This window comes from Streptomyces sp. NBC_00310 (assembly GCF_036208085.1).
Lineage (GTDB): Bacteria > Actinomycetota > Actinomycetes > Streptomycetales > Streptomycetaceae > Streptomyces.
In genome coordinates, this window is sequence record NZ_CP130714.1 from 458300 (window position 1) to 480316 (window position 22017).

Below are 22017 nucleotides of genomic sequence, written 5' to 3' on the forward strand. Positions count from 1 at the left end.
ACTGTCGGTCTTCTTCAGAGGTACGGCCGGGCCGCCAGACTCGTGTGCGGCCTGGCCGACCCCGTGGAAGATCGGGACCGAGGTGTACGCGCGGCGGCCGGCACCTCACCGGGCAGTCGTCCGTCTCAGCCCGCGGCCCATCCCGCGTAGAACAGACCGAGGCCGGCGATCACGCAGATGCCCTGGATGGTCCAGAAGCGGACCACGACCAGGACCTCGGACCAGCCCTTGAGCTCGAAGTGGTGCTGGAGCGGGGCCATGCGGAAGACCCGCTTGCCGGTCAGTTTGAACGAGCCGACCTGGATGACGACCGACAGCGTGATCAGGACGAACAGCCCGCCGAGGATGGCGAGAAGCAGTTCGGTGCGGGAGCAGATGGCGAGGCCGGCGAGGGCGCCGCCGAGCGCCAGGGACCCGGTGTCGCCCATGAAGATCTTGGCGGGCGAGGTGTTCCACCAGAGGAACCCGAAGCAGGCTCCCATCAGCGCGGCGGCGACGACCGCGAGGTCGAGCGGATCGCGCACCTCTATGCAGGAGGCGGGGTCGGTGAGTTCCATGGCGTTGGCGCACGAGTTCTGGAACTGCCACAGACCGATGAAGGTGTAGCCGCCGAAGACCATGACCGACGCGCCGGTGGCGAGCCCGTCCAGACCGTCGGTCAGGTTCACCCCGTTCGACATGGCCAGGATCATGAACAGGGCCCATACGACGAACAGCACCGGCCCGATGGTCCAGCCGAAGTCGGTGACGAACGACAGCTTCAGGGAGGCCGGCGTCTGGCCCCGGTCGTCCGCGAACCGGATGGCGAGAAGGGCGAACACGATGCCGACGATCAGCTGACCGGCCATCTTCGCCCCGGCCCGCAGCCCCAGCGAGCGCCGCTTCACGATCTTGATGTAGTCGTCGAGGAACCCGACCACGCCCATGCCCGCCATCAGGAAGAGCACCAGGGCACCGGGGTACGTCGGGCTCTCACCGGTGATGATTTTGGTCGAGGCGTAGGCCACGAGGGTGGCCAGGATGAAGGCGATACCGCCCATCGTGGGCGTCCCGCGCTTGCCGGCGTGGCCGCGTGGGCCGTCGTCACGGATGAACTGCCCATAGCCCTTTCGGGCCAGCAACTTGATCAGCAGCGGTGTGCCGATCAGCGTCAGGAACAGGCCGATGGCCCCGGCGTACAGGATCTGGTTCATCGGACGGCGGTCTCCCCCTCGGTCGCGTTCGGATACGCGACTGCCTCACCGGTGTCGCTGGTTCTCACGGGCCCCACCCTATGCAGACACCTGATCTTCGTACGGCGGAGGGTAGTTGGCGGCGAGACCGAGGAATGCGAGCGGGTGGCATCGCGCGATGTCCGCGGCGCGATCGCCGGTACTACTCCGCTCCTTTCGAGTCCGAGCACCTGCGCGGAACGAACACCGGCTGCCGGATCTGCTGACGTCGGCCGAGGCCGAGTCACCCGAAACGGTGCTCACGACCTGGCTGTCCCGCGGGGAACATCCGGACCCCTCCGGCGGCGAGTGACCCGTCACCACGGGCGCCGACCGGCCGTCCGGCACGGACCGCATGGCCGCCGCCCCCACCGGCCCACCGCTCGGGCACCCGGCCAGGGCTGAGACACTGCACGTCATGGCCTCCTTCACTCCCGCGCGCGCCCTGCTGATGCTGACCACCGGGCTGACCTGTCTGCTGATGGCGGGCGGTGCCCTGATCGGCGCGCTGATCGGCGGCGGTCTCGTCGCCCTGGGAGCGGCCATGTGCGCCGGGCTCGTCGGCATGGTGGGCTCGCTCGTCGTGCGGCGGCGGGCCATGGCGCACTTCGCCATGGCCCAGCGGCAGGCCGGTCAGCGGGGCTACGCCGAGGGCATCGCGCACGGCGTGCTCATCCATGTGACCGCCTACGAGGCCGCCGTCTTCCCGCGTACCGGGCCGAACGGCGTCAGCCCCGAGGAGCGGGCGGCCCGCCGCACCATCGCCTACCGCATGGCCGCACTCGACGAGGTGCCGCAGCGGGTCCGCGTGGCCGCCGCCGACGCCCTCGCCCTGCTCGACAAGACCGACCGCGAGGGGGCCGAGGAGGCCCTGGCCCGCCTCGCCACCACGGTCCGTCTGGAGTACGCCCGGCCGTGACGCCCGCGCGGCCCCGCGCGGGCGCCCGCCGCTCGAAGCCGAGCGCCGCCGGGCTCAGTGACCGCTGATCGCGCGGGGTGTGTAGGGCCGCTCCAGCTCTTCGGTCTCCTTCTCCGTGAGGGTGATGTCCAGGGAGGCCACGGCGTCGTCGAGGTGGTGGGGCTTGGTCGCGCCGACGATGGGGGCGGTCACGGTGGGCCGGCTCAGCAGCCAGGCGAGGGCGACCCGGGCGCGGGGCACCCCGCGCTCGCCGGCGATACGGGTGACGGCGTCGACGATCTCGCGGTCGCCCTCCTGGTAGAGGGTCCTGCCGAAGTTGTCGGTCTCGGTGCGTGCGGTGACGGTGTCCCAGTCACGGGTGAGGCGACCGCGGGCGAGCGGGCTCCAGGGCAGCGTGGCGACGCTCTGGTCCTCGCACAGCGGGAGCATCTCGCGCTCCTCCTCGCGGTAGAGGAGGTTGTAGTGGTTCTGCATGGACACGAACCGCGTCCAGCCGTTCTGACGGGCGGTGTGCTGCATCTTGGCGAACTGCCAGGCGTACATCGAACTCGCCCCGATGTAGCGGGCCTTGCCCGCCTTCACCACGTCGTGCAAGGCCTCCATCGTCTCCTCGACCGGGGTGTTCGGGTCGAAGCGGTGGATCTGGTAGAGGTCCACGTAGTCGGTGCCGAGGCGCCGCAGGCTGTCGTCGATCTCCGTCATGATCGCCTTGCGGGACAGGCCCCAGGCGTTGGGGCCCTGGTGCATGGCGCCGTTCACCTTGGTCGCGACGACGATCTCCTCGCGCCGGGCGAACTCCGCGAGCGCACGGCCGACGATCTCCTCACTGGTGCCGTCGGAGTAGACGTTCGCGGTGTCGAAGAAGTTGATCCCGGCGTCCAGCGCCTGACGGATCAGCGGGCGTGACGCCTCCTCGTCCAGGGTCCACTCGTGCGTGCCTCGGTCGGGGAGCCCGAAACTCATGCATCCCACACAGATCCGGGACACGTCCAGACCCGTCGAGCCGAGCTTCACGTACTGCATCGTTGCAACTCCTGCCTGTGGGGTGTGCGGCTGCCCAGCGTACGGAAGACCGGATGTGCCGGTGGATCAGATCCGGTAGCGCCGCAGTGCCGGTGTCGCCGTCGCCAGGAGCAGTGCGGCGGCGATGACCAGCAGACCGCCGCCGGCGACGGCCGTCCGGGCGCCGAAGGCCGCGCCGGCGGTGCCGTGCAGGACGTCGGCGAGACGGGGGCCGCCGGCCACGACCACGGTGAAGACGCCCTGCATCCGGCCGCGCATCTCGTCGGTCGCGGCGGACAGCAGGATGGCCCCGCGGAAGATCATGGAGACCATGTCGGCGACCCCGGCGGCGGCGAGGAACAGCACGGCGAACCACAGGCTGGTACTCAGTCCGAAGCCCGTGACGGCCGCGCCCCAGGCCATGACGGCCACGATGACCATGAGGCCGTGTCGGCGGGAGCGGGAGAAGGTGCCCGACATCAGGCCTCCGACGACCGCCCCGACGGGTATCGCGGCGAACAGCAGGCCGAGGGCCAGACCTTCGCCGTAGGGCGCGTACGTGGTGTCGGCCAGCTGGGGGAAGAGGGCGCGGGGCATGCCCAGGACCATCGCGATGATGTCGGCGAGGAAGGACAGCAGGAGCACCTTGTGCAGGGCGATGTAGCGGAAGCCGGCGACGACCTCCCGCCAGCCGGCCCGTCTGGCCCTCGCGGTGTCCAGGGGAGGCAGGGAGGGCAGCTTGTAGACCGCCCAGAGCGTGATGCACAGGGCCAGTGCGTCGATCAGGTACAGCTCGGGCAGGCCGATGACCGGGATGAGGGCGCCGGCGAGCAACGGCCCGGCCACCAGACCGAGTTGCATCACGGTCGAGCCGAGGGCGGCGGCCGCCGCCAGTTCGTCGGCGGGGACCAGCCGGGCCACGGAGGCGTTGCGGGCGGGTGAGTTGAGGCCGAAGAAGGCCTGCTGGAGGGCGAGCAGGGCCATCAGCGCCCACACGGATTCCAGGCCGGTGACGGCCTGGATCCAGAACAGCACCGAGGTGACGGCGATGCCGGTGTTGGTGACCAGCAGCAGGGTGCGGCGGTCCACGCTGTCGGCGACCGCGCCGCCCCACAGCGCGAAGACCACCAGGGGCAGCAGGCCGGCGAGGCTCGCGTAGCCGACCCAGGCGGAGGAGCCGGTGATGTCGTAGATCTGCTTGGGCACGGCGACGGCGGTCAGCTGACTGCCGACGGCCGTGACGATGGTCGAGGACCACAGGCGACGGTAGGCGGGGCGGCGCAGCGGGCGGGTGTCCATCGCCCAGCGGCGCCGGCCCCGGCGAGGTGGCGCCGGTGAGTCGCCCTCCGGTGCCATGTCGTCGCCGGCGCTGCTCTTGGTGGTGTCCACGGGCATCCTGATGCTCGATACATCTTTCGATACGGGCACCACTATCGCGGAGATCGCCACCGCCGGGACAGGCGATTTCGCCGCCGTCTCACATGCTGTCGCCGCACCGGGAACGGCCGGGGCTCACGCTCCGGCGATCAGCATCCCGCCGAGGGCGAGCATCGTCACCGAGACCAGACCGTCGAGGACGCGCCAGGCGGCCGGGCGGGCCAGGAAGCGGCTGAGCAGCCGGGCGCCGAAGCCGAGGGCGGCGAACCAGCACAGGCTGGCGAGCGTGGCGCCCAGGCCGAAGGTCCAGCGCAGGGGCCCGCGGTCGGAGGCGATGGAGCCGAGCAGGAACACGGTGTCGAGGTACACGTGGGGGTTGAGCCAGGTCAGTGCCAGACAGGTGAGGACGGCCCGGCGCCGCGAGCCCGCCGATCCGCTCTCCGCGCGCAGCGCGTCGTCGCCCGGCCGTAGGACGCGGCGGGCGGCCAGGGCGCCGTAGACCAGCAGGAAGCCGCCGCCGACCAGGGCGACCGCGGTCAGCGCGCCCGGCCAGGCGACGACCACCGCACCGACCCCGGCCACACCGAGGGCGATCAGCAGCGCGTCGGAGAGGGCGCAGATGGCCACGACCGGGAGCACCGCGGCGCGGTGCAGCCCCTGGCGCAGGACGAAGGCGTTCTGGGCGCCGATGGCGACGATGAGGGAGAGGCCGGTGCCGAATCCGGCCGCGAGGGCGGTCATTTCGTTGAACACACCCACAACGCTAGGAAATGTCCCGCCATGCGTACAGCTAAAGATTCTTACGTATCATTAGCGATCGTGATGCCTCAGCTTCCGCTCGATCTGGTGCGCACCCTGCTCACGGTGGTGGACGAGGGCACGTTCGACGCGGCGGCCGGTGCCCTGCGGGTGACGCCGTCGGCGGTCAGCCAGCGGGTCAAGGCGCTGGAGCAGCGGGTCGGCCGGGTCCTGCTGATCCGGGAGAAGCCGGTGCGGCCGACCGAGTCGGGCGAGGCGATCGTCCGGTTCGCGCGCCAGCTGGCCCGCCTCGAACACGACACGCACGCCGCGCTCGGCCTGACGGGCGAGGGGGAGACCACACGCCTGTCGATCGCGGTGAACGCCGACTCGCTGGCCACCTGGTTCCTGCCCGCCCTGACCCGGGTGCCGGAGGAACTGCGCCCCTGTTACGAGCTGCTCCGCGAGGACGAGCAGCACGCGGCCCGGCTGCTGCGCGAGGGGCTGGTGATGGCCGCGGTCACCTCGGCACCGGACGCCGTGGCCGGCTGCTCGGTCCGTCCGCTCGGCCGGATGCGGTACGTACCCTGCGCCGCCCCCGCCTTCGCGGAGCGGTGGCTCGGCGTCGGATCGGGCGTGCCGCTGAAGGACGTGATCGTGGACGCGCCGGTCGTGTTCTTCGACCGGCGGGACGAGTTCCAGGACGCCTTCGTCCGGCGGCTGACGCGGGGGCGACCTGCCAGTTCCCGACGGCACTACGTGCCGACGTCGGAGGGCTTCGTCGACGCCGTGGTCGCCGGAATGGGCTGGGGCATGGTGCCCGCCGTCCAGGCCGAGCCGCTGCTCGACGCCGGACGGCTTGTCGATCTGGGGCCGGGGCGGACCATGGACGCCGAGTTGTTCTGGCAGCAGTGGAAGCTCGACTCCCCCGCGCTGACGGCCGTGGCGGAGGCGGTCGCCGCCGAGGCCGCCGAGGCACTCGACCCCTGAGGCGCGAGCCCGCCCGCCCTCGCCTCAGGAACCGCCCCCTGCGGCGAACGGCCCTTCCAGCGCCGCCCATTGGAGCAGCATGATGGTCTTGGCGTCGGCGATCTCCCCGCCGCGGATCATCTCCAGGGCCCGACGGAAGGGCAGTTCGACGAGCTCGATGTCCTCGCCCTCCTCGTCCAGGCCGCCGCCTTCGTGGGTGCGGGTCGTCGGGCCGTACGGGGCGGCGTAGAAGCTGACGCGTTCGGTGACCGAGCCGGGGCTCATGTAGATGTCGAAGACGTGCTGGATCTCGCCGATGGTGTGGCCGGTCTCCTCGACGGCCTCACGCCGCACGGCGACCTCGGGGTGCTCGTCCTCCTCGTCGAGCAGGCCGCCCGGTGTCTCGATCAGCATCCCGTCGGGGTGGCCGTTGACGTACACCGGGTAGCGGAACTGCCGGGTGAGCAGCACGGTTTCGCGTTCGGCGTCGTAGAGGAGGACGGTGGCGCCGTTGCCGCGGTCGTGCGTCTCGCGTTCCTGGGTGCTCCAGGTGCCGTCGGCGTGCTGGAAGTCGAAGGTGGTGGTGCGCTCCACGTACCAGTGGCTGGACAGCAGTCGCACGTCCCGCACCTTGACGCGCGGGTTGCCGGTGAGGTCCCGGCCGGTGCGGTCGAGCCCGGTGCGGCCCCGGCGGTCCGGGAGGTCGACGCCGACGGTGTTGTTGGTCATGTCCGCTTTTACCATTCCGCTCGCGACGGTGTCAGGCGTCTCAATTCACCTACCGCGCGCGTCGCTTGGCGGAATCGGGCAGTCCGGGACAGCATGCCCGTATGAAGAGCGATCTTTTCTCGAACGAGAACATGGTTCAGCCGGCGTACGCGCCGGGGATGAGCGTCCAGAACGCCAAGTCGATCAAGTACGCCGTCAACGGCGAGATGCTCGCCCGGCAGGGCGCGATGATCGCCTATCGCGGGAACCTGCAGTTCGAGCGCAAGGGCCAGGGCATGGGCGGCATGCTCAAGCGCGCGGTCACCGGGGAGGGGCTGCCGCTGATGGCGGTGCGCGGACAGGGCGAGGCCTGGTTCGCGCACGAGGCGCAGAACTGTTTCATCGTCGACATCGAGCCGGGCGACGTGTTCACCGTCAACGGCCGCAACGTGCTCTGCTTCGACGCCTCGCTGTCGTACGAGATCAAGACCGTGAAGGGCGCCGGCATGACCGGGGGCGGCCTGTTCAACAGCGTCTTCACGGGGCAGGGCAGGCTCGGTCTCGTCTGCGACGGCAATCCGCTGGTCATCCCGGTCTCGCCGCAGCTGCCCGTGTTCGTCGACACGGACGCGGTCGTGGGCTGGACGGCCCACCTCAACACCTCGCTGCACCGCTCCCAGTCCTTCGGCTCGATGATCCGCGGCGGCTCCGGCGAGGCCGTGCAGCTGAAGCTGGAGGGCGAGGGTTTCGTGGTCGTCCGGCCGAGCGAGCTGACCCCGCAGAAGGCTCAGCAGCACTGAGACGACGGGCGACGAGGGAGCCCGCGCCACCGGGAACCAGCGGCAGACCACGGACGGACACACCGACGGACCACCGACGGGTCTGAACGAACAGGTTTTCGAATCCGGGGGTACGCTGCAGGTATGGCCATGCACCTCCAGGGCTCCCTCTTCGACCAGTCCGACGACCTTCGCCTCGGCCCCCTCGACGGTCTGCGCCGACGTGATCTGGGCGCCGGGGCCTGGGTCGATCTGCGGCCCGGATGGCTCGGCGGGGCCGACGCGCTGTTCACGCGGCTCGCCGAGGAGGTGCCCTGGAAGGCGGAGCGACGACAGATGTACGAGCAGGTCGTGGACGTGCCGCGACTGCTCGCGTACTACGGCGCCGAGGACACCCTCCCTGACCCCGTCCTGGACGAGGCCCGGGAGGCGCTCACCGCGCACTACGCCGCCGAGCTGGGTGAACCGTTCGCCACGGCGGGGCTGTGCTACTACCGCGACGGCCGGGACAGCGTTGCCTGGCACGGCGACCGGATCGGGCGGGGCGCCCGGGAGGACACCATGGTGGCCATCCTGTCCGTGGGCGACCCCCGTGATCTGGCCCTGCGCCCGCACGGCGGCGGGGAGACCCTGCGGTTCCCGCAGGGGCACGGCGACCTGATCGTGATGGGCGGCTCCTGCCAGCGCACCTGGGACCACGCGATCCCCAAGTCGACACGGGCGGTGGGGCCGCGTATCAGCATCCAGTTCCGGCCCCGGGGCGTGCGGTAGAGGTGCGTGGTAGGGGCGCCCAGGGGCCGGCTACTTCCGGTCGGCGAGGGCGCGCGACTGCGACGAGCGGGCCAGCTTCGGGCCCAGCCAGCGCTTGAGGCGGCGCAGGGCCTCCAGGCGGCCGGCCGCGCGGTCGAGGCGGTAGTAGAGCTGCGGCGGCACGTACGGCAGCAGCGGGGAGTGCCGCTGGCCGAGGAGCGCGAACATCTGCTCCGGGGGCAGGTCGATGTACCGCTGGATGTTCTCGTACCACTGGGCGCTGTGGCGGGCCGCGCTCTGCAGCCGCAGGAGTTCGGACTTGCGCCGCCGCTCGTACGCGGCGAGCGCGGCCCGCGTGTCCGGGTGGGCGCCGAGGGCTTCGGCCAGGCAGATGGCGTCTTCCAGGGCGAGCGTGGTGCCGGCGCCGATGGAGTAGTGCGTGGTGTGGGCGGCGTCGCCGAGCAGGACGAGGTTGCCGTGGTGCCAGGCACGGTTGGTCAGGGTGCGGAAATTGAGCCACTGGGCGGTGCCGTCGTCCTGGGCCCGGCCCAGGAGCGGGTGGCCGTCCAGGATGTCGGCGAAGAGCTTCTCCAGCAGGGCCAGCCCGTCCGCCTCGCCCAGGCGGTCCAGGCCCAGGCCGCTCAGTGTCCGCGGGGAGCACTCGATGACGCAGGTGCTCTGTTCGTCGCTGAACGGATAGGCATAGGCCCAGATCCAGCCGTGGTCGGTCTCCTGGAAGGAGAAGGTGAAGGCGTCGTAGACCTTGGTGGTGCCGAGCCAGATGTAGGCGTTGCGGCCGAGCGTGATGTCGCTGCCGAAGCGGTCGGCGTGGCGCTCGCGCACCGTGCTGTTGACTCCGTCCCCCGCGACGACGAGGTCGGCGTCCGGCAGGTCGTCGGCCGTGATCTCGTCCTCGTACTCCACGCGGACGCCGAGGGTCCGCGCCCGTTCGGCGAGCAGTTCGAGCAGGCGGCGCCGGCCGATGCCGAAGCCCTCGTCGCCGGGCTGGACCGTCGTACGGTCACGGACGTACGCCACCCCGCTGTTCCAGTTGACGGAGTTCTCGCTGATGGCGAGGGCCGTCTCGGGGTCCTTCTCGCGGAGCCTGTCCAGTAGCTCGGACCAGTAGGTGACACCCCAGCCGTAGGTCGATCCGGCCGTGTTCCGTTCATGGACGGTGATGTCGTGGGACGGGTCCTGCCGCTTCATCAGGATCGAGAAGTACAGGCTTGCGGGTCCGCCGCCGACGCACGCGATCTTCACGCACACTCCCATTTCGCTGCGCAAAGCGATCAATTGACCACGAAGAGTAGCAGTGCGCGTGCGCTCCGGATTCACGTCACTTTGCCCGCGTGACCCCGACCACGCGATCCACGTCGACACCGCAAGATCATCGGCACTACCGCCGGCTCCGGGCGGAATATCCCCCTCCACCTTCACCCGGAGTGCCGCCACAGCAAGATCATCTTTGTTCAAGCTTGCACGACATTTACTTAATTGTCCGGATCGCAGCCAACCGACTTCCTGGGATTTCTCCCGTTCCCCACTTGATCGATAGGCATGACGGGTCATCAATCCCCCCTTTCCCAGGAGGCTCCCGCATGCCCGACATCACCCGCCGCCACGCCCTCGGCGCCGCGGCCGCCCTCGCCGCGACCGTCGGCGCCCCGCTCACCGCCGCCGTCGCGGACGACCACGGCGGCCACGCCGGCCCTCATGACCCCCAGGCCTTCGACGAGGTCTACCGGGGCCGCCGGATACAGGGCCACGCGACCGACGGCGGCGGTCACCATCACGGCACCGGGTACGCCGTGTTCGTCGACGGGGCCGAGCTGCACGTGATGCGGAACGCCGACGGCAGCTGGATCAGCGTCGTCAGCCACTACTCCCCCGTGCCGACCCCGCGCGCCGCCGCCCGCGCCGCGGTCGACGAGCTCCAGGGCGCCCGTCTCGTCCCCTTCAGCTGACCCGCACCGCCACCCGCACCCGCACCCGCACCCGCACCCGCACCCGCACCCGCACCCGCACCACAGGAAACACCGCAAGGAGCCGCAGAGCCATGACCATACGCAAGAACCAGGCGACCCTGACCGCCGACGAGAAGCGGCGTTTCGTCGACGCGCTGATCGCGCTGAAACGCTCCGGCCGCTACGACGAGTTCGTCACGACGCACAACGCGTTCATCCTCGGCGACACCGACAACGGCGAACGTACGGGCCACCGTTCGCCGTCCTTCCTGCCGTGGCACCGCAGATTCCTGCTGGAGTTCGAACGGGCCCTGCAGTCCGTGGACGCCACCGTCGCGCTGCCCTACTGGGACTGGACGGCCGACCGCACGGCGCGCTCGTCCCTGTGGGCGCCGGACTTCCTCGGCGGCACCGGGCGCAGCCGCGACGGGCGGGTGATGGACGGACCGTTCGCGGCGTCCACCGGGAACTGGCCGATCAGCGTGCGCATCGACGGCCGCACCTATCTCCGGCGGTCCCTCGGCAGCGCGGTGCGGCAGTTGCCGACCCGGGCCGAGGTGGACTCCGTGCTCGCGATGTCCACGTACGACATGGCGCCCTGGAACAGTGCCTCGGACGGTTTCCGCAATCATCTGGAGGGCTGGCGCGGCGTGAACCTCCACAACCGGGTGCATGTCTGGGTGGGCGGCCAGATGGGCACCGGTGTCTCCCCCAACGACCCGGTCTTCTGGCTGCATCACGCGTTCATCGACAAGCTGTGGGCCGACTGGCAGCGCCTGCACCCGGGTTCCCCGTACCTGCCCGCCGCCGGCACGCCGAACGTGGTCGACCTGGACGAGACCATGAAGCCGTGGAACGACACGGCCCCGGCGGCACTGTTGGACCACACCGCGCACTACACGTTCGACGCGGCCTGACCACGTTGATCCACGAGAGACCTGGGTACCCGCCGCGTCGGACGCGGCCGAGGCGACTCGGACGCGACCGCGACGCAACCGATGTGAGGAGGCGAACGATGACCCAGATCGAGGAGTCCATCGAGGTCCAGGTCCCCGTGCGGACCGCCTACAACCAGTGGACGCAGTTCGAGACGTTCCCCGCGTTCATGAGCGGGGTCGAGCGGATCGAGCAGCGGTCGGACACGCTCACGCACTGGGTGACCAAGGTGGACGGCGTGCACCGGGAGTTCGACGCGGAGATCACCGAGCAGATCCCGAACGAGCGGGTCGCGTGGACGACCGTCGCCGGAGAGGCCCGGCAGGCCGGTGTCGTCACCTTCCACCACCTCTCGGAGGAGCGCACGAAGGTGATGCTGCAGATGGAGTTCCAGCCCACGGGAGCCGCCGAGAAGGTGGCCGACAAGCTGGGGGTCGTGAAGCGGCAGACCAAGGGTGACCTGGAGCGCTTCAAGAAGTTCATGGAGGAGCGCGGCCGGGAGACCGGGGAGTGGCGCGGCACCGTCGTGTGACGCCCGCACCCCTCCCGCTCCGTCCCGTCGGCGGCTACTCGGCTCCGGTCGTCGCCGCCGTACGGCACTCCGGGTGGCCCCAGCCCTGGTCGTTCTTGGCGATGGGCTCGCCGGCGGCGTAGGGGCGGCCGCACAGGCAGCGGCCGGGGAACTTCGCCTTGATGGTGCGGGACGAGGGAGACGAGGAGGACGAGGCGGCGGACGAGCCGGTACGGCCGCCGGGGCGGGCCGACTTCCCTGGTTTCTTCGCCGAGGCGCGGCGGGCCGGGACCGTGTCGGGCACGGCCGGCGGTTCCGGGGAGCCCAGCTCGGTACCGGCGGGTTCCTGGACGATGGCCGCCTGGCTCGCCGCACGGTCGGCGAAGTCGTTGAGGCGGTCGCCGTCGACCTGGTGGGCGGGGACGTAGCGGAACTCCACGGAGCGGCCGGCGAGCAACTCGTCGATCCGGACCACGAGTTCCTGGTTGGCGACCGGCTTGCCGGCGGCCGTGCGCCAGCCGTTGCGCTTCCAGCCGGGCAGCCAGGTGGTGACCGCCTTCATCGCGTACTGGGAGTCCATCCGGATCTCGATCGGCACGGCCGGGTCGGTGGCCGTCAACAGCCGCTCCAGCGCGGTGAGTTCGGCGATGTTGTTGGTGGCCCTGCCCAGCGGGCCGGCCTCCCAACGCGTAGGGATCTCATCGTCCTCGGCGACCACCCAGGCCCAGCCCGCTGGTCCGGGGTTTCCCTTGGACGCTCCGTCGCAGGCGGCCACAACACGTTCCGGCATGCGCTCGATCATGCCATGCGCGGGGGCGTGGGACCGTCCATGGGTCCCACGCCCCCGCGCATCGCCGTGTCCGCTCAGTCGACGTCCGTGAGCGCCGGCATCTCACCCTGTGTGTTGGTGACGTCGATGACCGAGAACGACGCGCCCTGCGGATCGCTGAGCGCGGCGAAGCGGCCGAAGGGGGTGTCCATCGGGCCGAAGCGCAGGACGCCGCCGAGCTTGGTGGCCTTGGCGACCGCGTCGTCGCAGTCGGGGACGGTGAAGTAGACGTTGATGTACGAGGGCACCTCGGGCGGGAAGTCCTCCGGTGTCATCTTCATCCGGCCGAGGAGCGGGTTCTGCCCCAGGTCGAAGACCCGGAAGTCCATGTGCGGGTTGTCCGGGTCGTCCATCTGCTTGGTGCGGAACGAGAAGACGGCCGGGAAGAACGCGTCCGACTTCTCGGGCTCGCGGGTGAAGATCTCGGCCCACACGTACGCGCCGGGCACGCCCATGGCCTCGAAGCCCTCGTGGACGCCGGCCTGCCAGCCGCCGAAGACGACGCCGTCCGGGGAGCGGGCCAGCAGCATGGAGCCGAACTCGCCGACCCGCATCGGTTCCATCAGCACTTCGCCGCCGTTGTCGCGGATCCTGGCCGCGGTGGCGTTCACGTCGGACGAGGCGAAGTACAGGCACCAGGCGGACTGACCCTCCTGCCCGGGCATCGGCGGGACGACGGCGGCCACCGCCTTGCCGTCCGCGTACGCCTGCGTGTAGTTGCCGTACTCGGAGGACGACTCCCCGAACGTCCAGCCCAGTACGTCGCCGTAGAAACGCTTCGCCCCCTCGACATCACTGAACATCGCGTCGACCCAACAGGGCGCTCCCTCGGGATGTGCGGCCATGGCTGCCACTCTCCTCGGTTCTCCAGGCGGATTCCCCGGATCTCACGCTAGCCAGGACCGGTCCCGGACGCGCGCCGAAGGGGACGGACCGTGTGAAACCGGCACGGGATCCATGGGACGGGACCACGCCTGTGCGTCGTCTGATAATTTCAGCGACGCTCGCACTCCCGTTCGCCTCGATTCGTGAGGTGCCTCCATGTCCGGCCGACCGTTCAGACGTACGGCGCTGCCGTGCGTCCGGGGCCGGTCGGCGCGCCTGATGCTCGTGGTCTCGTCGGCCCTGGCCACGTTCCTGTTGTTCTGCGCGGGATCGCCTCCCGGTGAGGCTCCGGCGCAGCGTCCGCATTCGGTGTCGGCGGGGCCGGTGCAGGAGCGGTCGGTCGCCGCGCGGGCGAGCCAGGTGGAGCGCGACCCCTGTGAGCACGGTCCCGGTGAGCACGACTGCCACTCCCCCGACCCGGCCGCGGTGCTCGGCCAGGTGCCGTTGCCCGGCGCGGACCACACCGCCGCACCCTGGCCGCCCGCGCCCGCATCGGCCCCGGTCGCGCCCGCCGGATCCCGGGAGCCGGGGCGGGCCCGCCCTCCCGATCTCCACGAACTGCAGTTGCTCCGCGTCTAGGCCGGCCACCGGCCCCCACGACAGCCCCCAGACGACTCGCAGGACCGCCGTGCCCGTGCGCGCACGGCAGGGAGAAGAAGGACGATCCCCATGGCTTCATCCAAGTCGAAGGCCAAGAACAGCGGACCGACGGGCAGGAGCAACAGCCCGAAGGCCAGGGAGGCGGCGCGGCGCGCCCGCGTCGAGGAGATACGCAAGGCGGAGCAGGCCCGTGAGCGGCGCATGCGTGTGCTCACGCTCGGCGTCACCACCGCGATCCTCGTAGGGCTCGTCGGCGGCGGCTGGTTTCTGATCGACTCCGCCCAGGAGAAGGAGGAGGCGAAGGCCGCGCCGGTCGACGGCGTGAAGAGCTGGTCGAAGCTCACCCAGAACCACGTCTCCGAGCCCGTCGACTACAAGATGAGCCCGCCCGTGGGCGGCGACCACAACCAGGTGTGGGTCAACTGCGACAAGCAGGTGTACACCAAGGCCCTGCCGAACGAGAACGCCGTGCACGCGCTGGAGCACGGCGCCGTCTGGATCACGTACAACGACAAGGCGGCCAAGGCGGACGTCACGTCGCTGACCGGGCTCGTCAACAAGACGACGTACACCTTCATGAGCCCTTACGAGGACCAGTCCTCGCCCATCGTGCTGAGCGCGTGGGAGCACCAGTTGAAGGTGGACAAGGCGTCCGACCCGCGGGTGCAGAAGTTCCTCGACAAGTACGTGCAGGGCGAGCAGACACCGGAGCCGGGTGCCGCGTGCACCGGCGGTATGACTCCGTGAGCTGACCGGTGGGGGCGTCCGGCAGGACCGGGCGCCCCTCGTGGCCGAGACGGGTCTTCCGCCTTGTCCCGGGCTGTGCTTGCCTGGGGAACCGTTTCGATGGCCGGGGCTGGAGTCGCCGTATGCGCAAGCCGTGGATCGTGGGAGTGGCGGGGGCGGTGCTCGCCGCGCTGCTGCTCGGCGCGTGCGGGGATCCGCAGTCCGCGCCGGAGGAGGCCCCGCCGTCGGTCGCGGGGCCGGACGCGTCACCGACCACGCGTCAGCGGGCCGCCACGGCTGCCCCCGACGCCGAGACCGACGCCGACGCGGCGAAGGCGGCGAAGGCGCCCAAGGTGCTCTATCTCGGGGACTCGCTCGCCATGGAGAACCAGACGGTCCTCGGCACGTTCCTGAAGGACGACCTCGGCGCCCGTTACACGAGCGCCCCCTACTCGGGCACCACTCTGTGCGACTACTTGGAGGGCACCGCCGACCGGTCGCTCGTCCCGACGAAGGACAAGGCGGCCGCGCTGGTACGGCGGCTGAGCCCGGACTACGTCGTGCTGCAGTTCTGGGGCAACGCCTGGGACTACACGCCCTGCATGGACGGCATCACCTACGGCAAGGCCCGCACCAAGTACTTCCAGCGGTACACGGCGGCCGCCGAGCAGCTCACCGACCAGATCGCGAACGCGGGCGGCGCGCACCGGCCGACGATCGTGTGGGTACTGCAGGGCCCGGACCCGATCACCCCGGACCGGGTCCGGCGGGTGAACGCCCTGTACGAGAAGCAGGCCAAGGCCTCCGGTGACATGGTCGCCGACGCGGGCAGGGCCGTGAGCCCGGCCGCCGACCGCTACACCTGGACCCAGTACCTGCCGTGCACCCCGTACGAACGTGAGCACGACGGCTACTGCACCCAGCCGGGCCGGGCCCGCACCGCCCTCCACCACGACGAGGACTACCTCCACTTCTGCCTGGCCCCCACCACCTCCAAGCCGAAGCCGTGCCCGGTGCTGTCCCCCGGCATCACCCGGATGGCCAGGGAGATCACCCGGGCGATCGCCGACGCGCGTTCCTAGACCCGCTGGGACGTGGGCTCGTCGTCCCCCGCGCCGGTCGTCTCCTCCCCCTGCTTCTCCTGCTTCTCCTGCTTCTCCTGCTTCCTCGACGCCCACAGGCTCGTCGCGGTCGTCACGGCGAGGACCAGGACGATGAAGCCGAGGGAGAAGGGGATGGAGATCTCCGGGACGTGGACGCCGGACTCGTGCAGGGCGTGGAGGACGAGTTTGACGCCGATGAAGCCGAGGATGATCGACAGGCCGTAGGAGAGGTGGACGAGCTTCTTCAGGAGGCCGCCGATGAGGAAGTACAACTGGCGCAGGCCCATCAGGGCGAAGGCGTTGGCGGTGAAGACGATGTACGGGTCCTGGGTGAGGCCGTAGATCGCGGGGATGGAGTCGAGGGCGAAGAGGACGTCGGTGGAGCCGATCGCGAGCATCACGACGAGCATCGGCGTCATGACGCGCTTGCCGTTCTCCTCGATCCACAGCTTGGTGCCGTGGTACCGGTCGGCCACTCCGAAGCGTTTCTCCACGGCCTGAAGGAGCTTGTTCTCCTCGTACTCCTCCTCGTGGCTGTCCTTGCGGGCGTCCTCCACCAGCTTCCAGGCGGTGTAGATCAGGAACGCGCCGAAGATGTAGAAGACCCAGGAGAAGCTGGAGATGATCGCCGCACCGGCGGCGATGAAGATCGCGCGGAGCACCAGTGCCATGAGGACGCCCACCATCAGGACACGCTGCTGGTACTGCGAAGGCACGGCGAACTTCGCCATGATCAGGACGAAGACGAAGAGGTTGTCGACGCTCAGGGACTTCTCGGTGATGAAGCCCGCGAAGAACTCTCCCGCGGGCTTGCCCCCGCCGACGGCCAGCACACCCAGACCGAACGCGATCGCCAGGGCGATCCAGACGGCCGACCAGATGCCGGCCTCCTTGATCGACACATCGTGGGGTTTGCGGCCGATGAAGAAGTCGACGGCGACCAGCACGCCCAGGGCCACGATGGTGAGCAGCCAGGCGGTGAGGGAGACGTTCACTGTTCCTCCGGGTAACAGGCGGTGCACGGGAAAGCCTCACCGGCGCCCGTCACGACCGCTACCCGGCCCAGGTAAAGATTGGCCGAAAACCCGGCATGCCCCCTGGTGAGGGGCCCCGTCACGGGGACCGCCCACCAGGGTGAGGGGTGCTTCCGCAGTCGGCTACTCGCCCGCGTACGCCTTCTGCAGGGCGGCGAGGTCGAGCTTGCCCATCGACATCATCGCCGCCGTCGCGCGGGACGCCTTCCGCGGGTCGGAGTCGCTGATCATCTCGATGAGCGCGGTGGGCACGACCTGCCAGGACACCCCGAACCTGTCCTTGAGCCAGCCGCACGGGCCGGGCTCGCCGCCCTCGGTCAGGCTCTTCCAGTAGTAGTCGATCTCGTCCTGGTCGTCGCAGAGGATCTGGAAGGAGATGGCCTCGGTGAACTTGAACTCCGGGCCGCCGTTCAGGGCGACGAACGTCTGGCCGTTGGCCACGAACTCCACGGTGAGCACGGAGCCGGCCGGCCGGGGCGCGCCCTCGCCGTAGTGGGTGACCCGGCCGAGCCGGGAGTTCTTGAAGACCGAGACGTAGTGGGCGGCCGCCTCCTCGGCCTGGCCGTCGAACCACAGGCAGGTGTTGAATCCGTCGCTGGACATGTGCGCCTCCTCCGGCGGGGTGTGTCGTCGTCTGTGTCGACCGATCCTGGTCCGGAAACTCATCGGTGGCTCGGGCAAGTGATGCGGAGGATGGGGCGGGCCGTGGGCGCTCTGCTGTCGGCGAATCTGCCGTGGGCAGAGAAAGGCCAGGTGAGGGGCGGTTCCCGGGGAGAGTTGAGGCAGCGGCCACCGCGGTCGCGTCCATCCAGAGGGAGGAACCGTGGCTCCACTGATCACCGGCCGGGCCCCGACGCTCGCCCCACGCGGCGAGGAGGGCGACACTCCGCCGTCGCGCTTCGACGACCACCTCGCCGCGCAACTCCTCGCGCAACGGATCGTCCTCCTCGGCACCCAGGTCGACGAGGTCTCCGCGAACCGGGTCTGCGCCCAGTTGCTGGTGCTGTCGGCGGAGGACCCGCGCACCGACATCAGCCTCTACATCAACAGCCCGGGCGGCTCGGTGACCGCGGGTCTCGCCATCTACGACACGATGCGGCTGATCCCGAACGACGTGTCCACGCTGGCGATGGGCTTCGCGGCGAGCATGGGTCAGTTCCTGCTGAGCGTGGGTACACACGGCAAGCGGTTCGCGCTGCCCAACGCGCGGATCATGATGCATCAGCCGTCGGCGGGCATCGGCGGCACCACCGCCGACATCGAGATCCAGGCGGAGAACCTGGAGTTCACCAAGCGGACCATCGAGCGGATCACCGCGGAGCACACCGGCCAGAGCGAGGAGACGATCTCCCGGGACGGCGACCGCGACCGCTGGTTCACGGCCGAACAGGCCAGGGAGTACGGGATGGTGGACCGGGTCGTCGAGTCGCTCGACGACGTACGGCCGGCCTCCTCACGCCGACGGATGGGGCTTCAGTGATGGGGACGTACACGATTCCGAACGTGGTCGAGCGGACCCCGCAGGGCGAGCGGTCGTACGACGTGTTCAGCCGGCTGCTGTCCGAGCGGATCATCTTCCTCGGCACGGAGATCGACGACGGGGTGGCGAACGTCGTCATCGCGCAGCTGCTCCATCTGGAGTCGTCGGCACCGGAGAGCGAGATCGCGATCTACATCAACTCGCCCGGGGGATCCTTCACTTCGCTGATGGCGGTCTACGACACGATGTCGTACGTGCGGGCGCCGATCTCGTCGTTCTGCGTGGGGCAGGCGGCCTCGACGGCTGCGGTGCTGCTGGCGGGCGGGGACCCGGGGCGGCGGTTCGTGCTGGAGCACGCGCGGGTGCTGCTCGGGCAGCCGGCGAGTGGCGGCCGCCAGGGGACGGTCTCCGATCTCTCCCTCCAGGCCAAGGAGATGGTGCGGATCCGGGCGCAGGTGGAGGGGGTGCTCGCGCGGCATACGCGGCGCGATGTGGTGGATCTGCGGGCCGACATGGATCGGGACAAGGTGTTCACGGCGGAAGAGGCGGTGGCGTACGGGCTGGCGGACGAGGTGTTGAACCGGCGGTTGGTGGAAGTCTGAGCAGCGCGGTTCCCCGCGCCCCCGAGGGGCGCGGGGAGTGAGCGTCAGGCCACGAGGCACAGTCCGTTGTAGGGAACGTTGGTCGCCGAGCGGGTGGCGTGGCGGGTCAGTTCCGTCTGAGCCAGGGACAGGAGGTCGCCCAGGCCCAGCCCCAGAGCCTGGGCGGCTGCCGCGAGGACTTCCGACGAGGCCTCCTTGCGGCCCCGCTCCACCTCGGAGAGGTACGGCATCGAGATGCGGGCCTCGTCGGCGACGTCCTTCAGTGTGCGTTCCTGGGCGAGCCGTTCGCGGCGGAGGACGTCGCCGACGAGATCGCGCCAGAGGGGTTCCTTGGCGGGTGGGCCGGCCGGGCGGGCCGTCGCCGGGCGCAGGGGGATGACTCGGGCTTCGTTCGACGGTTGTTGGCTCACCTCTTCAGCCTAGGAACTGCGGGCGCGAGGGGAAGAGGGCCGCGTTCCGCCCTCAGAAAAATCCCTCGGGGCAAGCAGGTCCGGGGCCCTCACTCGCCGATGCGGCCGTCGATGCGTTCGCGCAGGAAGTCGGCATGGCCGTTGTGGCGGGCGTACTCCTCGATCATGTGGACCAGGACCTCGCGCAGGGCGATGGGCTCGCCGTCGTGGCGGCCGGTGACGGCGAGATCGGGGGCCGCGGCCACGAACCGCTCGGCGAAGTCGACCTCGGAGCGCCAGGTCTTCCAGGCCTCGGCGACGGCCTCGGGGTCGGCCACGGCGTCGTTGAAGTCCCCGTCGGGGTCGTCGCCGGCGCGGTAGTGACGCGGTGCCGGCTCGCCCGCCAACGCCTCGCGGAACCAGTACTGTTCCACGCCGGCCAGATGGCGTACGAGCCCGAGCAGCGACATGTTCGACGGCGGCACCGAGCGGCGGGCCAGGGCCTCGGCGTCGAGCCCCGCGCACTTCAGCTCCAGGGTCAGCCGCTGGTTGCGCAGATACCCGACCAGCGTGGCCCGCTCCCCCTCGAACCCTCCTTCCCCGCGCGGGTCGCCCTCGGGGCCGACGAACCGGTCGCCCCACCCGGGCTGCCTCTCCGGCAGAGCTTGTTCGTCGGGCCGCGTCTCACGATGGTCAGTCATGCGCAGGAGCATCGGCTGTCACGGCGACGGTCCGCCACTGCTTTTCACACCCCGCACCACTGTCCTCGCTCTTCGGGGTCTTCCTCGTGGGCACAAACGCTCTCGCGACACGGTCCGTCGGCGTCCGTGAACTCCCGTACAACCGTTCCTGTGGACTGAGCAGAAGTGACTCCGCTCAACCGCACGCCCCGAACGGTCTTGGGCGTACTGGTCCCCGGCGTACTCAGCCCTGGGGCAGCGACACGGATCCTGTCCGTGGTCCGGGCCCATCATGTCTGGGTGCTCTCGGCGGGCGCGGGCGGTATCACGGCATCGGGGTCGTGGACGTACAACGGCGCTTCGCTCGGGGCGCCCTACGTGGACGCGCGGTTCGGGTCGGCGATCGACGAGTGAGGCGCCCGGGCTCGGGCCCCTTCGGGGTCAGGAGCCCGGGGTGATCGACTCCGGAGTGCCGTGGAGGGACGCCGACTCGTTCGTCGTGGTGTCGTCCGGCGGCGAGTCGGCCGTCTCGGGGCTCTCCCGCTCGGGCTCGGAGGTCTTCGTCTCCGTCGGGGCGGAGGTCGACGGTGTCACCGAGGACGACGAAGGGCACGGGCTGCCGCCCTTGTCGGCGTCCGTGGCTCCGCCCGGAGTCGAAGGACACGGCTCGGGCGACTCGGAGGGCGGTTCCTCGGAGAACGACGTCGACGCCGACGGGGAGGGCTGGTTGACGGGCGGGGTGGTCTTCTTGTCCTTCCCGCCCGTGTCGCCCCTCGGCCGGGTGAACCAGTCGTCGCGTTCGGGGTCGTAGAGGACGAACACGTTGATGATCACCGTCGAGCGCTCGACGACCACCACGTTCTGCGGCCGGTACGACGGCCAGGAGTCCCCCTTCGGCTCGGGTGTCGTCTTCAGGGCGACCGGCGGCTTCAGCGGGTTGCCGCAGGCGCAGCGCACCCGGGGCACGCCCCGGTCGTCGACGAGGACGGCGGTGCCGGCCTGGAGGACGGCCTGGTAGCTGGTGGCGGCGCCGTCGCGGTAGCCGTGGTTGGTGACCCGGGTGTCCATGCGCAGCTGCACCGGGGTGAGCGAGCGGAGATAGGCGGGCACGTCGGAGGACTCGACGCCGACGACGGAGGCGAACGCGTCGTTCTTGGCGGGGTTCGCCCGGAGCACCGTGACCTGCTTCTCCACGTCGCAGCTGGAGACGTTGCGGGTGCCGCCGTAAAGACCGGGGGCCGAACCGTCCACGGCCCGCGTCACGTTGTCGGGTTCCGAACTGCTCGGGGTCGCCGTGGGCGTCTCGGGCGGGGTGGAGCTGTCCTTCGCCGTCGACTCGGTGAACGGGTCGGGGCCGGACTTTCCGGCGGCCTGGAGGAAGACCTCGCCGTCGGCCGAGCCGCCCGAGTCGTCGGACCGGGTGAGGACGACGATCAGGACCACGGCGACGACGGCCGCGGTGACCATGAGGGCGATACGGGGAGCCGACCGCCACCACGGGTGGCCGGGGCCTCCGGGTCCCTGCCCGGCATCACGGGAGCCTCCGCCGGGCCCACCTGGCCCACCTGGCCCACCTGGGCCTCCTCCCGCCCCGCCGGTGCCGCCCGGGCCCGAGGCGTCGCTCGGCGGTTCCGGGGGCACCTGGCCGCTCGGCCGCGTCGGATCGGGCGGGGTGGGGCTGGGCTGCGACGGCCCGGACAGGGGACCGGAGGGCGGTCCTGTCGGGCGGCCGGAGGACGGTTGTTCGGCGCTCACGGGTCTTCTCCCGCCGTAGGGATTCTGCGGCGATTCACCAGCTTGATGATGTTTTCCGCCACAACAG

At 70.4% G+C, this 22017-nt stretch carries 26 protein-coding genes; 13 read left to right on the forward strand and 13 right to left on the reverse strand.

Annotation, left to right across the window (positions count from 1 at the left end; translation table 11 throughout):
- Nucleotides 1–125: 125 nt before the first annotated feature.
- Complete coding sequence (mraY, locus tag OG202_RS01865) at nucleotides 126–1193, reverse strand: phospho-N-acetylmuramoyl-pentapeptide-transferase (protein WP_326573559.1); 1068 nt, start codon at nucleotides 1191–1193, stop codon at nucleotides 126–128.
- Nucleotides 1194–1629: 436 nt separating this feature from the next.
- Between mraY and OG202_RS01870 the strand changes: the two genes are divergently transcribed.
- On the forward strand, nucleotides 1630–2130 hold the full coding sequence (locus OG202_RS01870; RefSeq protein WP_327731794.1) for a hypothetical protein: 501 nt from the start codon (nucleotides 1630–1632) through the stop codon (nucleotides 2128–2130).
- A 54-nt stretch (nucleotides 2131–2184) separates the two neighbouring features.
- Here OG202_RS01870 and OG202_RS01875 read toward each other — a convergent pair whose 3' ends face one another.
- From OG202_RS01875 to OG202_RS01885, 3 genes are all read right to left on the reverse strand, one after another.
- Nucleotides 2185–3153, reverse strand: a complete 969-nt coding sequence (locus OG202_RS01875; protein ID WP_327731792.1) for an aldo/keto reductase — start codon at nucleotides 3151–3153, stop codon at nucleotides 2185–2187.
- 66 nt (nucleotides 3154–3219) lie between these two features.
- Nucleotides 3220–4527, reverse strand: a complete 1308-nt coding sequence (locus OG202_RS01880; protein ID WP_405959541.1) for an MFS transporter — start codon at nucleotides 4525–4527, stop codon at nucleotides 3220–3222.
- 117 nt (nucleotides 4528–4644) lie between these two features.
- A complete protein-coding gene (locus tag OG202_RS01885; protein ID WP_405895972.1) occupies nucleotides 4645–5250 on the reverse strand; it encodes a LysE/ArgO family amino acid transporter in 606 nt (201 codons plus the stop codon).
- A gap of 78 nt (nucleotides 5251–5328) precedes the next feature.
- On the opposite strand from OG202_RS01885, the gene OG202_RS01890 reads away from it, so the two are divergent.
- A complete protein-coding gene (locus OG202_RS01890) occupies nucleotides 5329–6237 on the forward strand; it encodes a LysR family transcriptional regulator ArgP (RefSeq protein WP_327731788.1) in 909 nt (302 codons plus the stop codon).
- A gap of 24 nt (nucleotides 6238–6261) precedes the next feature.
- Here OG202_RS01890 and OG202_RS01895 read toward each other — a convergent pair whose 3' ends face one another.
- Complete coding sequence (locus tag OG202_RS01895; protein ID WP_326573569.1) at nucleotides 6262–6945, reverse strand: NUDIX domain-containing protein; 684 nt, start codon at nucleotides 6943–6945, stop codon at nucleotides 6262–6264.
- 101 nt (nucleotides 6946–7046) lie between these two features.
- Between OG202_RS01895 and OG202_RS01900 the strand changes: the two genes are divergently transcribed.
- On the forward strand, nucleotides 7047–7724 hold the full coding sequence (locus OG202_RS01900; RefSeq protein ID WP_326573571.1) for an AIM24 family protein: 678 nt from the start codon (nucleotides 7047–7049) through the stop codon (nucleotides 7722–7724).
- Between the two features lie 123 nt (nucleotides 7725–7847).
- Entirely contained in the window at nucleotides 7848–8474 is a 627-nt protein-coding gene (locus OG202_RS01905) for an alpha-ketoglutarate-dependent dioxygenase AlkB (protein ID WP_327731785.1), read from the forward strand.
- Between the two features lie 30 nt (nucleotides 8475–8504).
- On the opposite strand, the gene OG202_RS01910 is transcribed toward OG202_RS01905, so the two are convergent.
- The gene (locus OG202_RS01910; protein WP_326573575.1) at nucleotides 8505–9716 is read right to left on the reverse strand and encodes an FAD-dependent monooxygenase; all 1212 of its coding nucleotides are present in this window, start codon (nucleotides 9714–9716) and stop codon (nucleotides 8505–8507) included.
- 338 nt (nucleotides 9717–10054) lie between these two features.
- Here OG202_RS01910 and melC1 point away from each other — a divergent pair, with 338 nt between their 5' ends.
- From melC1 to OG202_RS01925, 3 genes are all read left to right on the forward strand, one after another.
- Entirely contained in the window at nucleotides 10055–10420 is a 366-nt protein-coding gene (melC1, locus tag OG202_RS01915) for an apotyrosinase chaperone MelC1 (protein WP_326573577.1), read from the forward strand.
- 92 nt (nucleotides 10421–10512) lie between these two features.
- Complete coding sequence (gene melC2 / locus OG202_RS01920) at nucleotides 10513–11337, forward strand: tyrosinase MelC2 (RefSeq protein WP_327731784.1); 825 nt, start codon at nucleotides 10513–10515, stop codon at nucleotides 11335–11337.
- Nucleotides 11338–11435: 98 nt separating this feature from the next.
- Nucleotides 11436–11888 carry an SRPBCC family protein gene (locus tag OG202_RS01925; protein ID WP_327731783.1) on the forward strand — a complete coding sequence of 151 codons (453 nt, stop codon included), beginning with the start codon at nucleotides 11436–11438 and terminating at the stop codon, nucleotides 11886–11888.
- A 34-nt stretch (nucleotides 11889–11922) separates the two neighbouring features.
- Here the strand turns inward: OG202_RS01925 and OG202_RS01930 are convergent, their stop codons facing one another.
- Complete coding sequence (locus tag OG202_RS01930; protein ID WP_327731782.1) at nucleotides 11923–12669, reverse strand: ribonuclease H family protein; 747 nt, start codon at nucleotides 12667–12669, stop codon at nucleotides 11923–11925.
- Nucleotides 12670–12731: 62 nt separating this feature from the next.
- Complete coding sequence (locus tag OG202_RS01935) at nucleotides 12732–13541, reverse strand: VOC family protein (protein WP_326573585.1); 810 nt, start codon at nucleotides 13539–13541, stop codon at nucleotides 12732–12734.
- 196 nt (nucleotides 13542–13737) lie between these two features.
- Here OG202_RS01935 and OG202_RS01940 point away from each other — a divergent pair, with 196 nt between their 5' ends.
- The 3 genes from OG202_RS01940 (at nucleotide 13738) to OG202_RS01950 (ending at nucleotide 15989) form a co-directional block, all read left to right on the forward strand.
- Nucleotides 13738–14160 (forward strand): DUF6153 family protein, encoded by a 423-nt coding sequence (locus tag OG202_RS01940; RefSeq protein WP_327731781.1) that lies wholly within the window; start codon nucleotides 13738–13740, stop codon nucleotides 14158–14160.
- A gap of 90 nt (nucleotides 14161–14250) precedes the next feature.
- Nucleotides 14251–14928: a DUF3105 domain-containing protein gene (locus OG202_RS01945; protein ID WP_327731780.1), complete on the forward strand. Its 678-nt coding sequence runs from the start codon at nucleotides 14251–14253 to the stop codon at nucleotides 14926–14928.
- Nucleotides 14929–15050: 122 nt separating this feature from the next.
- The gene (locus OG202_RS01950) at nucleotides 15051–15989 is read left to right on the forward strand and encodes an SGNH/GDSL hydrolase family protein (protein WP_327731779.1); all 939 of its coding nucleotides are present in this window, start codon (nucleotides 15051–15053) and stop codon (nucleotides 15987–15989) included.
- Here OG202_RS01950 and OG202_RS01955 read toward each other — a convergent pair.
- Together OG202_RS01955 and OG202_RS01960 are read right to left on the reverse strand one after the other, a co-directional pair.
- Complete coding sequence (locus tag OG202_RS01955; protein WP_327731778.1) at nucleotides 15986–17005, reverse strand: TerC family protein; 1020 nt, start codon at nucleotides 17003–17005, stop codon at nucleotides 15986–15988. The genes OG202_RS01950 and OG202_RS01955 overlap by 4 nt on opposite strands.
- Before the next feature lie 162 nt (nucleotides 17006–17167).
- Complete coding sequence (locus tag OG202_RS01960) at nucleotides 17168–17647, reverse strand: VOC family protein (RefSeq protein ID WP_327731777.1); 480 nt, start codon at nucleotides 17645–17647, stop codon at nucleotides 17168–17170.
- A 220-nt stretch (nucleotides 17648–17867) separates the two neighbouring features.
- On the opposite strand from OG202_RS01960, the gene OG202_RS01965 reads away from it, so the two are divergent.
- Both OG202_RS01965 and OG202_RS01970 read left to right on the forward strand, forming a co-directional pair.
- Nucleotides 17868–18524: an ATP-dependent Clp protease proteolytic subunit gene (locus OG202_RS01965; protein ID WP_327731775.1), complete on the forward strand. Its 657-nt coding sequence runs from the start codon at nucleotides 17868–17870 to the stop codon at nucleotides 18522–18524.
- On the forward strand, nucleotides 18524–19126 hold the full coding sequence (locus OG202_RS01970) for a ClpP family protease (RefSeq protein ID WP_328222222.1): 603 nt from the start codon (nucleotides 18524–18526) through the stop codon (nucleotides 19124–19126). Before OG202_RS01965 ends, OG202_RS01970 begins: the two co-directional genes overlap by 1 nt.
- Before the next feature lie 44 nt (nucleotides 19127–19170).
- Here the strand turns inward: OG202_RS01970 and OG202_RS01975 are convergent, their stop codons facing one another.
- Nucleotides 19171–19536, reverse strand: a complete 366-nt coding sequence (locus OG202_RS01975) for a helix-turn-helix domain-containing protein (RefSeq protein ID WP_327731773.1) — start codon at nucleotides 19534–19536, stop codon at nucleotides 19171–19173.
- An 89-nt stretch (nucleotides 19537–19625) separates the two neighbouring features.
- On the reverse strand, nucleotides 19626–20216 hold the full coding sequence (locus tag OG202_RS01980) for a DinB family protein (protein WP_327731771.1): 591 nt from the start codon (nucleotides 20214–20216) through the stop codon (nucleotides 19626–19628).
- 255 nt (nucleotides 20217–20471) lie between these two features.
- Here OG202_RS01980 and OG202_RS01985 point away from each other — a divergent pair, with 255 nt between their 5' ends.
- Nucleotides 20472–20609 carry a hypothetical protein gene (locus OG202_RS01985; protein ID WP_326585984.1) on the forward strand — a complete coding sequence of 46 codons (138 nt, stop codon included), beginning with the start codon at nucleotides 20472–20474 and terminating at the stop codon, nucleotides 20607–20609.
- A gap of 27 nt (nucleotides 20610–20636) precedes the next feature.
- On the opposite strand, the gene OG202_RS01990 is transcribed toward OG202_RS01985, so the two are convergent.
- Entirely contained in the window at nucleotides 20637–21950 is a 1314-nt protein-coding gene (locus OG202_RS01990; RefSeq protein WP_327731768.1) for a DUF6777 domain-containing protein, read from the reverse strand.
- Nucleotides 21951–22017 lie beyond the last annotated feature (67 nt).

Coding starts and splice junctions, on each gene's coding strand:
- OG202_RS01980 (WP_327731771.1), bottom strand. CDS start 20,216: ATGACTGACCATCGTGAGACGCGGCCCGACGAACAAGCTCTGCCGGAG.
- melC1 (WP_326573577.1), top strand. CDS start 10,055: ATGCCCGACATCACCCGCCGCCACGCCCTCGGCGCCGCGGCCGCCCTC.
- mraY (WP_326573559.1), bottom strand. CDS start 1,193: ATGAACCAGATCCTGTACGCCGGGGCCATCGGCCTGTTCCTGACGCTG.
- OG202_RS01925 (WP_327731783.1), top strand. CDS start 11,436: ATGACCCAGATCGAGGAGTCCATCGAGGTCCAGGTCCCCGTGCGGACC.
- OG202_RS01900 (WP_326573571.1), top strand. CDS start 7,047: ATGAAGAGCGATCTTTTCTCGAACGAGAACATGGTTCAGCCGGCGTAC.
- OG202_RS01885 (WP_405895972.1), bottom strand. CDS start 5,250: ATGACCGCCCTCGCGGCCGGATTCGGCACCGGCCTCTCCCTCATCGTC.
- OG202_RS01945 (WP_327731780.1), top strand. CDS start 14,251: ATGGCTTCATCCAAGTCGAAGGCCAAGAACAGCGGACCGACGGGCAGG.
- OG202_RS01960 (WP_327731777.1), bottom strand. CDS start 17,647: ATGTCCAGCGACGGATTCAACACCTGCCTGTGGTTCGACGGCCAGGCC.
- OG202_RS01870 (WP_327731794.1), top strand. CDS start 1,630: ATGGCCTCCTTCACTCCCGCGCGCGCCCTGCTGATGCTGACCACCGGG.
- OG202_RS01970 (WP_328222222.1), top strand. CDS start 18,524: ATGGGGACGTACACGATTCCGAACGTGGTCGAGCGGACCCCGCAGGGC.
- OG202_RS01875 (WP_327731792.1), bottom strand. CDS start 3,153: ATGCAGTACGTGAAGCTCGGCTCGACGGGTCTGGACGTGTCCCGGATC.
- OG202_RS01940 (WP_327731781.1), top strand. CDS start 13,738: ATGTCCGGCCGACCGTTCAGACGTACGGCGCTGCCGTGCGTCCGGGGC.
- OG202_RS01950 (WP_327731779.1), top strand. CDS start 15,051: ATGCGCAAGCCGTGGATCGTGGGAGTGGCGGGGGCGGTGCTCGCCGCG.
- OG202_RS01930 (WP_327731782.1), bottom strand. CDS start 12,669: ATGATCGAGCGCATGCCGGAACGTGTTGTGGCCGCCTGCGACGGAGCG.
- OG202_RS01935 (WP_326573585.1), bottom strand. CDS start 13,541: ATGGCCGCACATCCCGAGGGAGCGCCCTGTTGGGTCGACGCGATGTTC.
- OG202_RS01905 (WP_327731785.1), top strand. CDS start 7,848: ATGGCCATGCACCTCCAGGGCTCCCTCTTCGACCAGTCCGACGACCTT.
- OG202_RS01880 (WP_405959541.1), bottom strand. CDS start 4,527: ATGCCCGTGGACACCACCAAGAGCAGCGCCGGCGACGACATGGCACCG.
- melC2 (WP_327731784.1), top strand. CDS start 10,513: ATGACCATACGCAAGAACCAGGCGACCCTGACCGCCGACGAGAAGCGG.
- OG202_RS01895 (WP_326573569.1), bottom strand. CDS start 6,945: ATGACCAACAACACCGTCGGCGTCGACCTCCCGGACCGCCGGGGCCGC.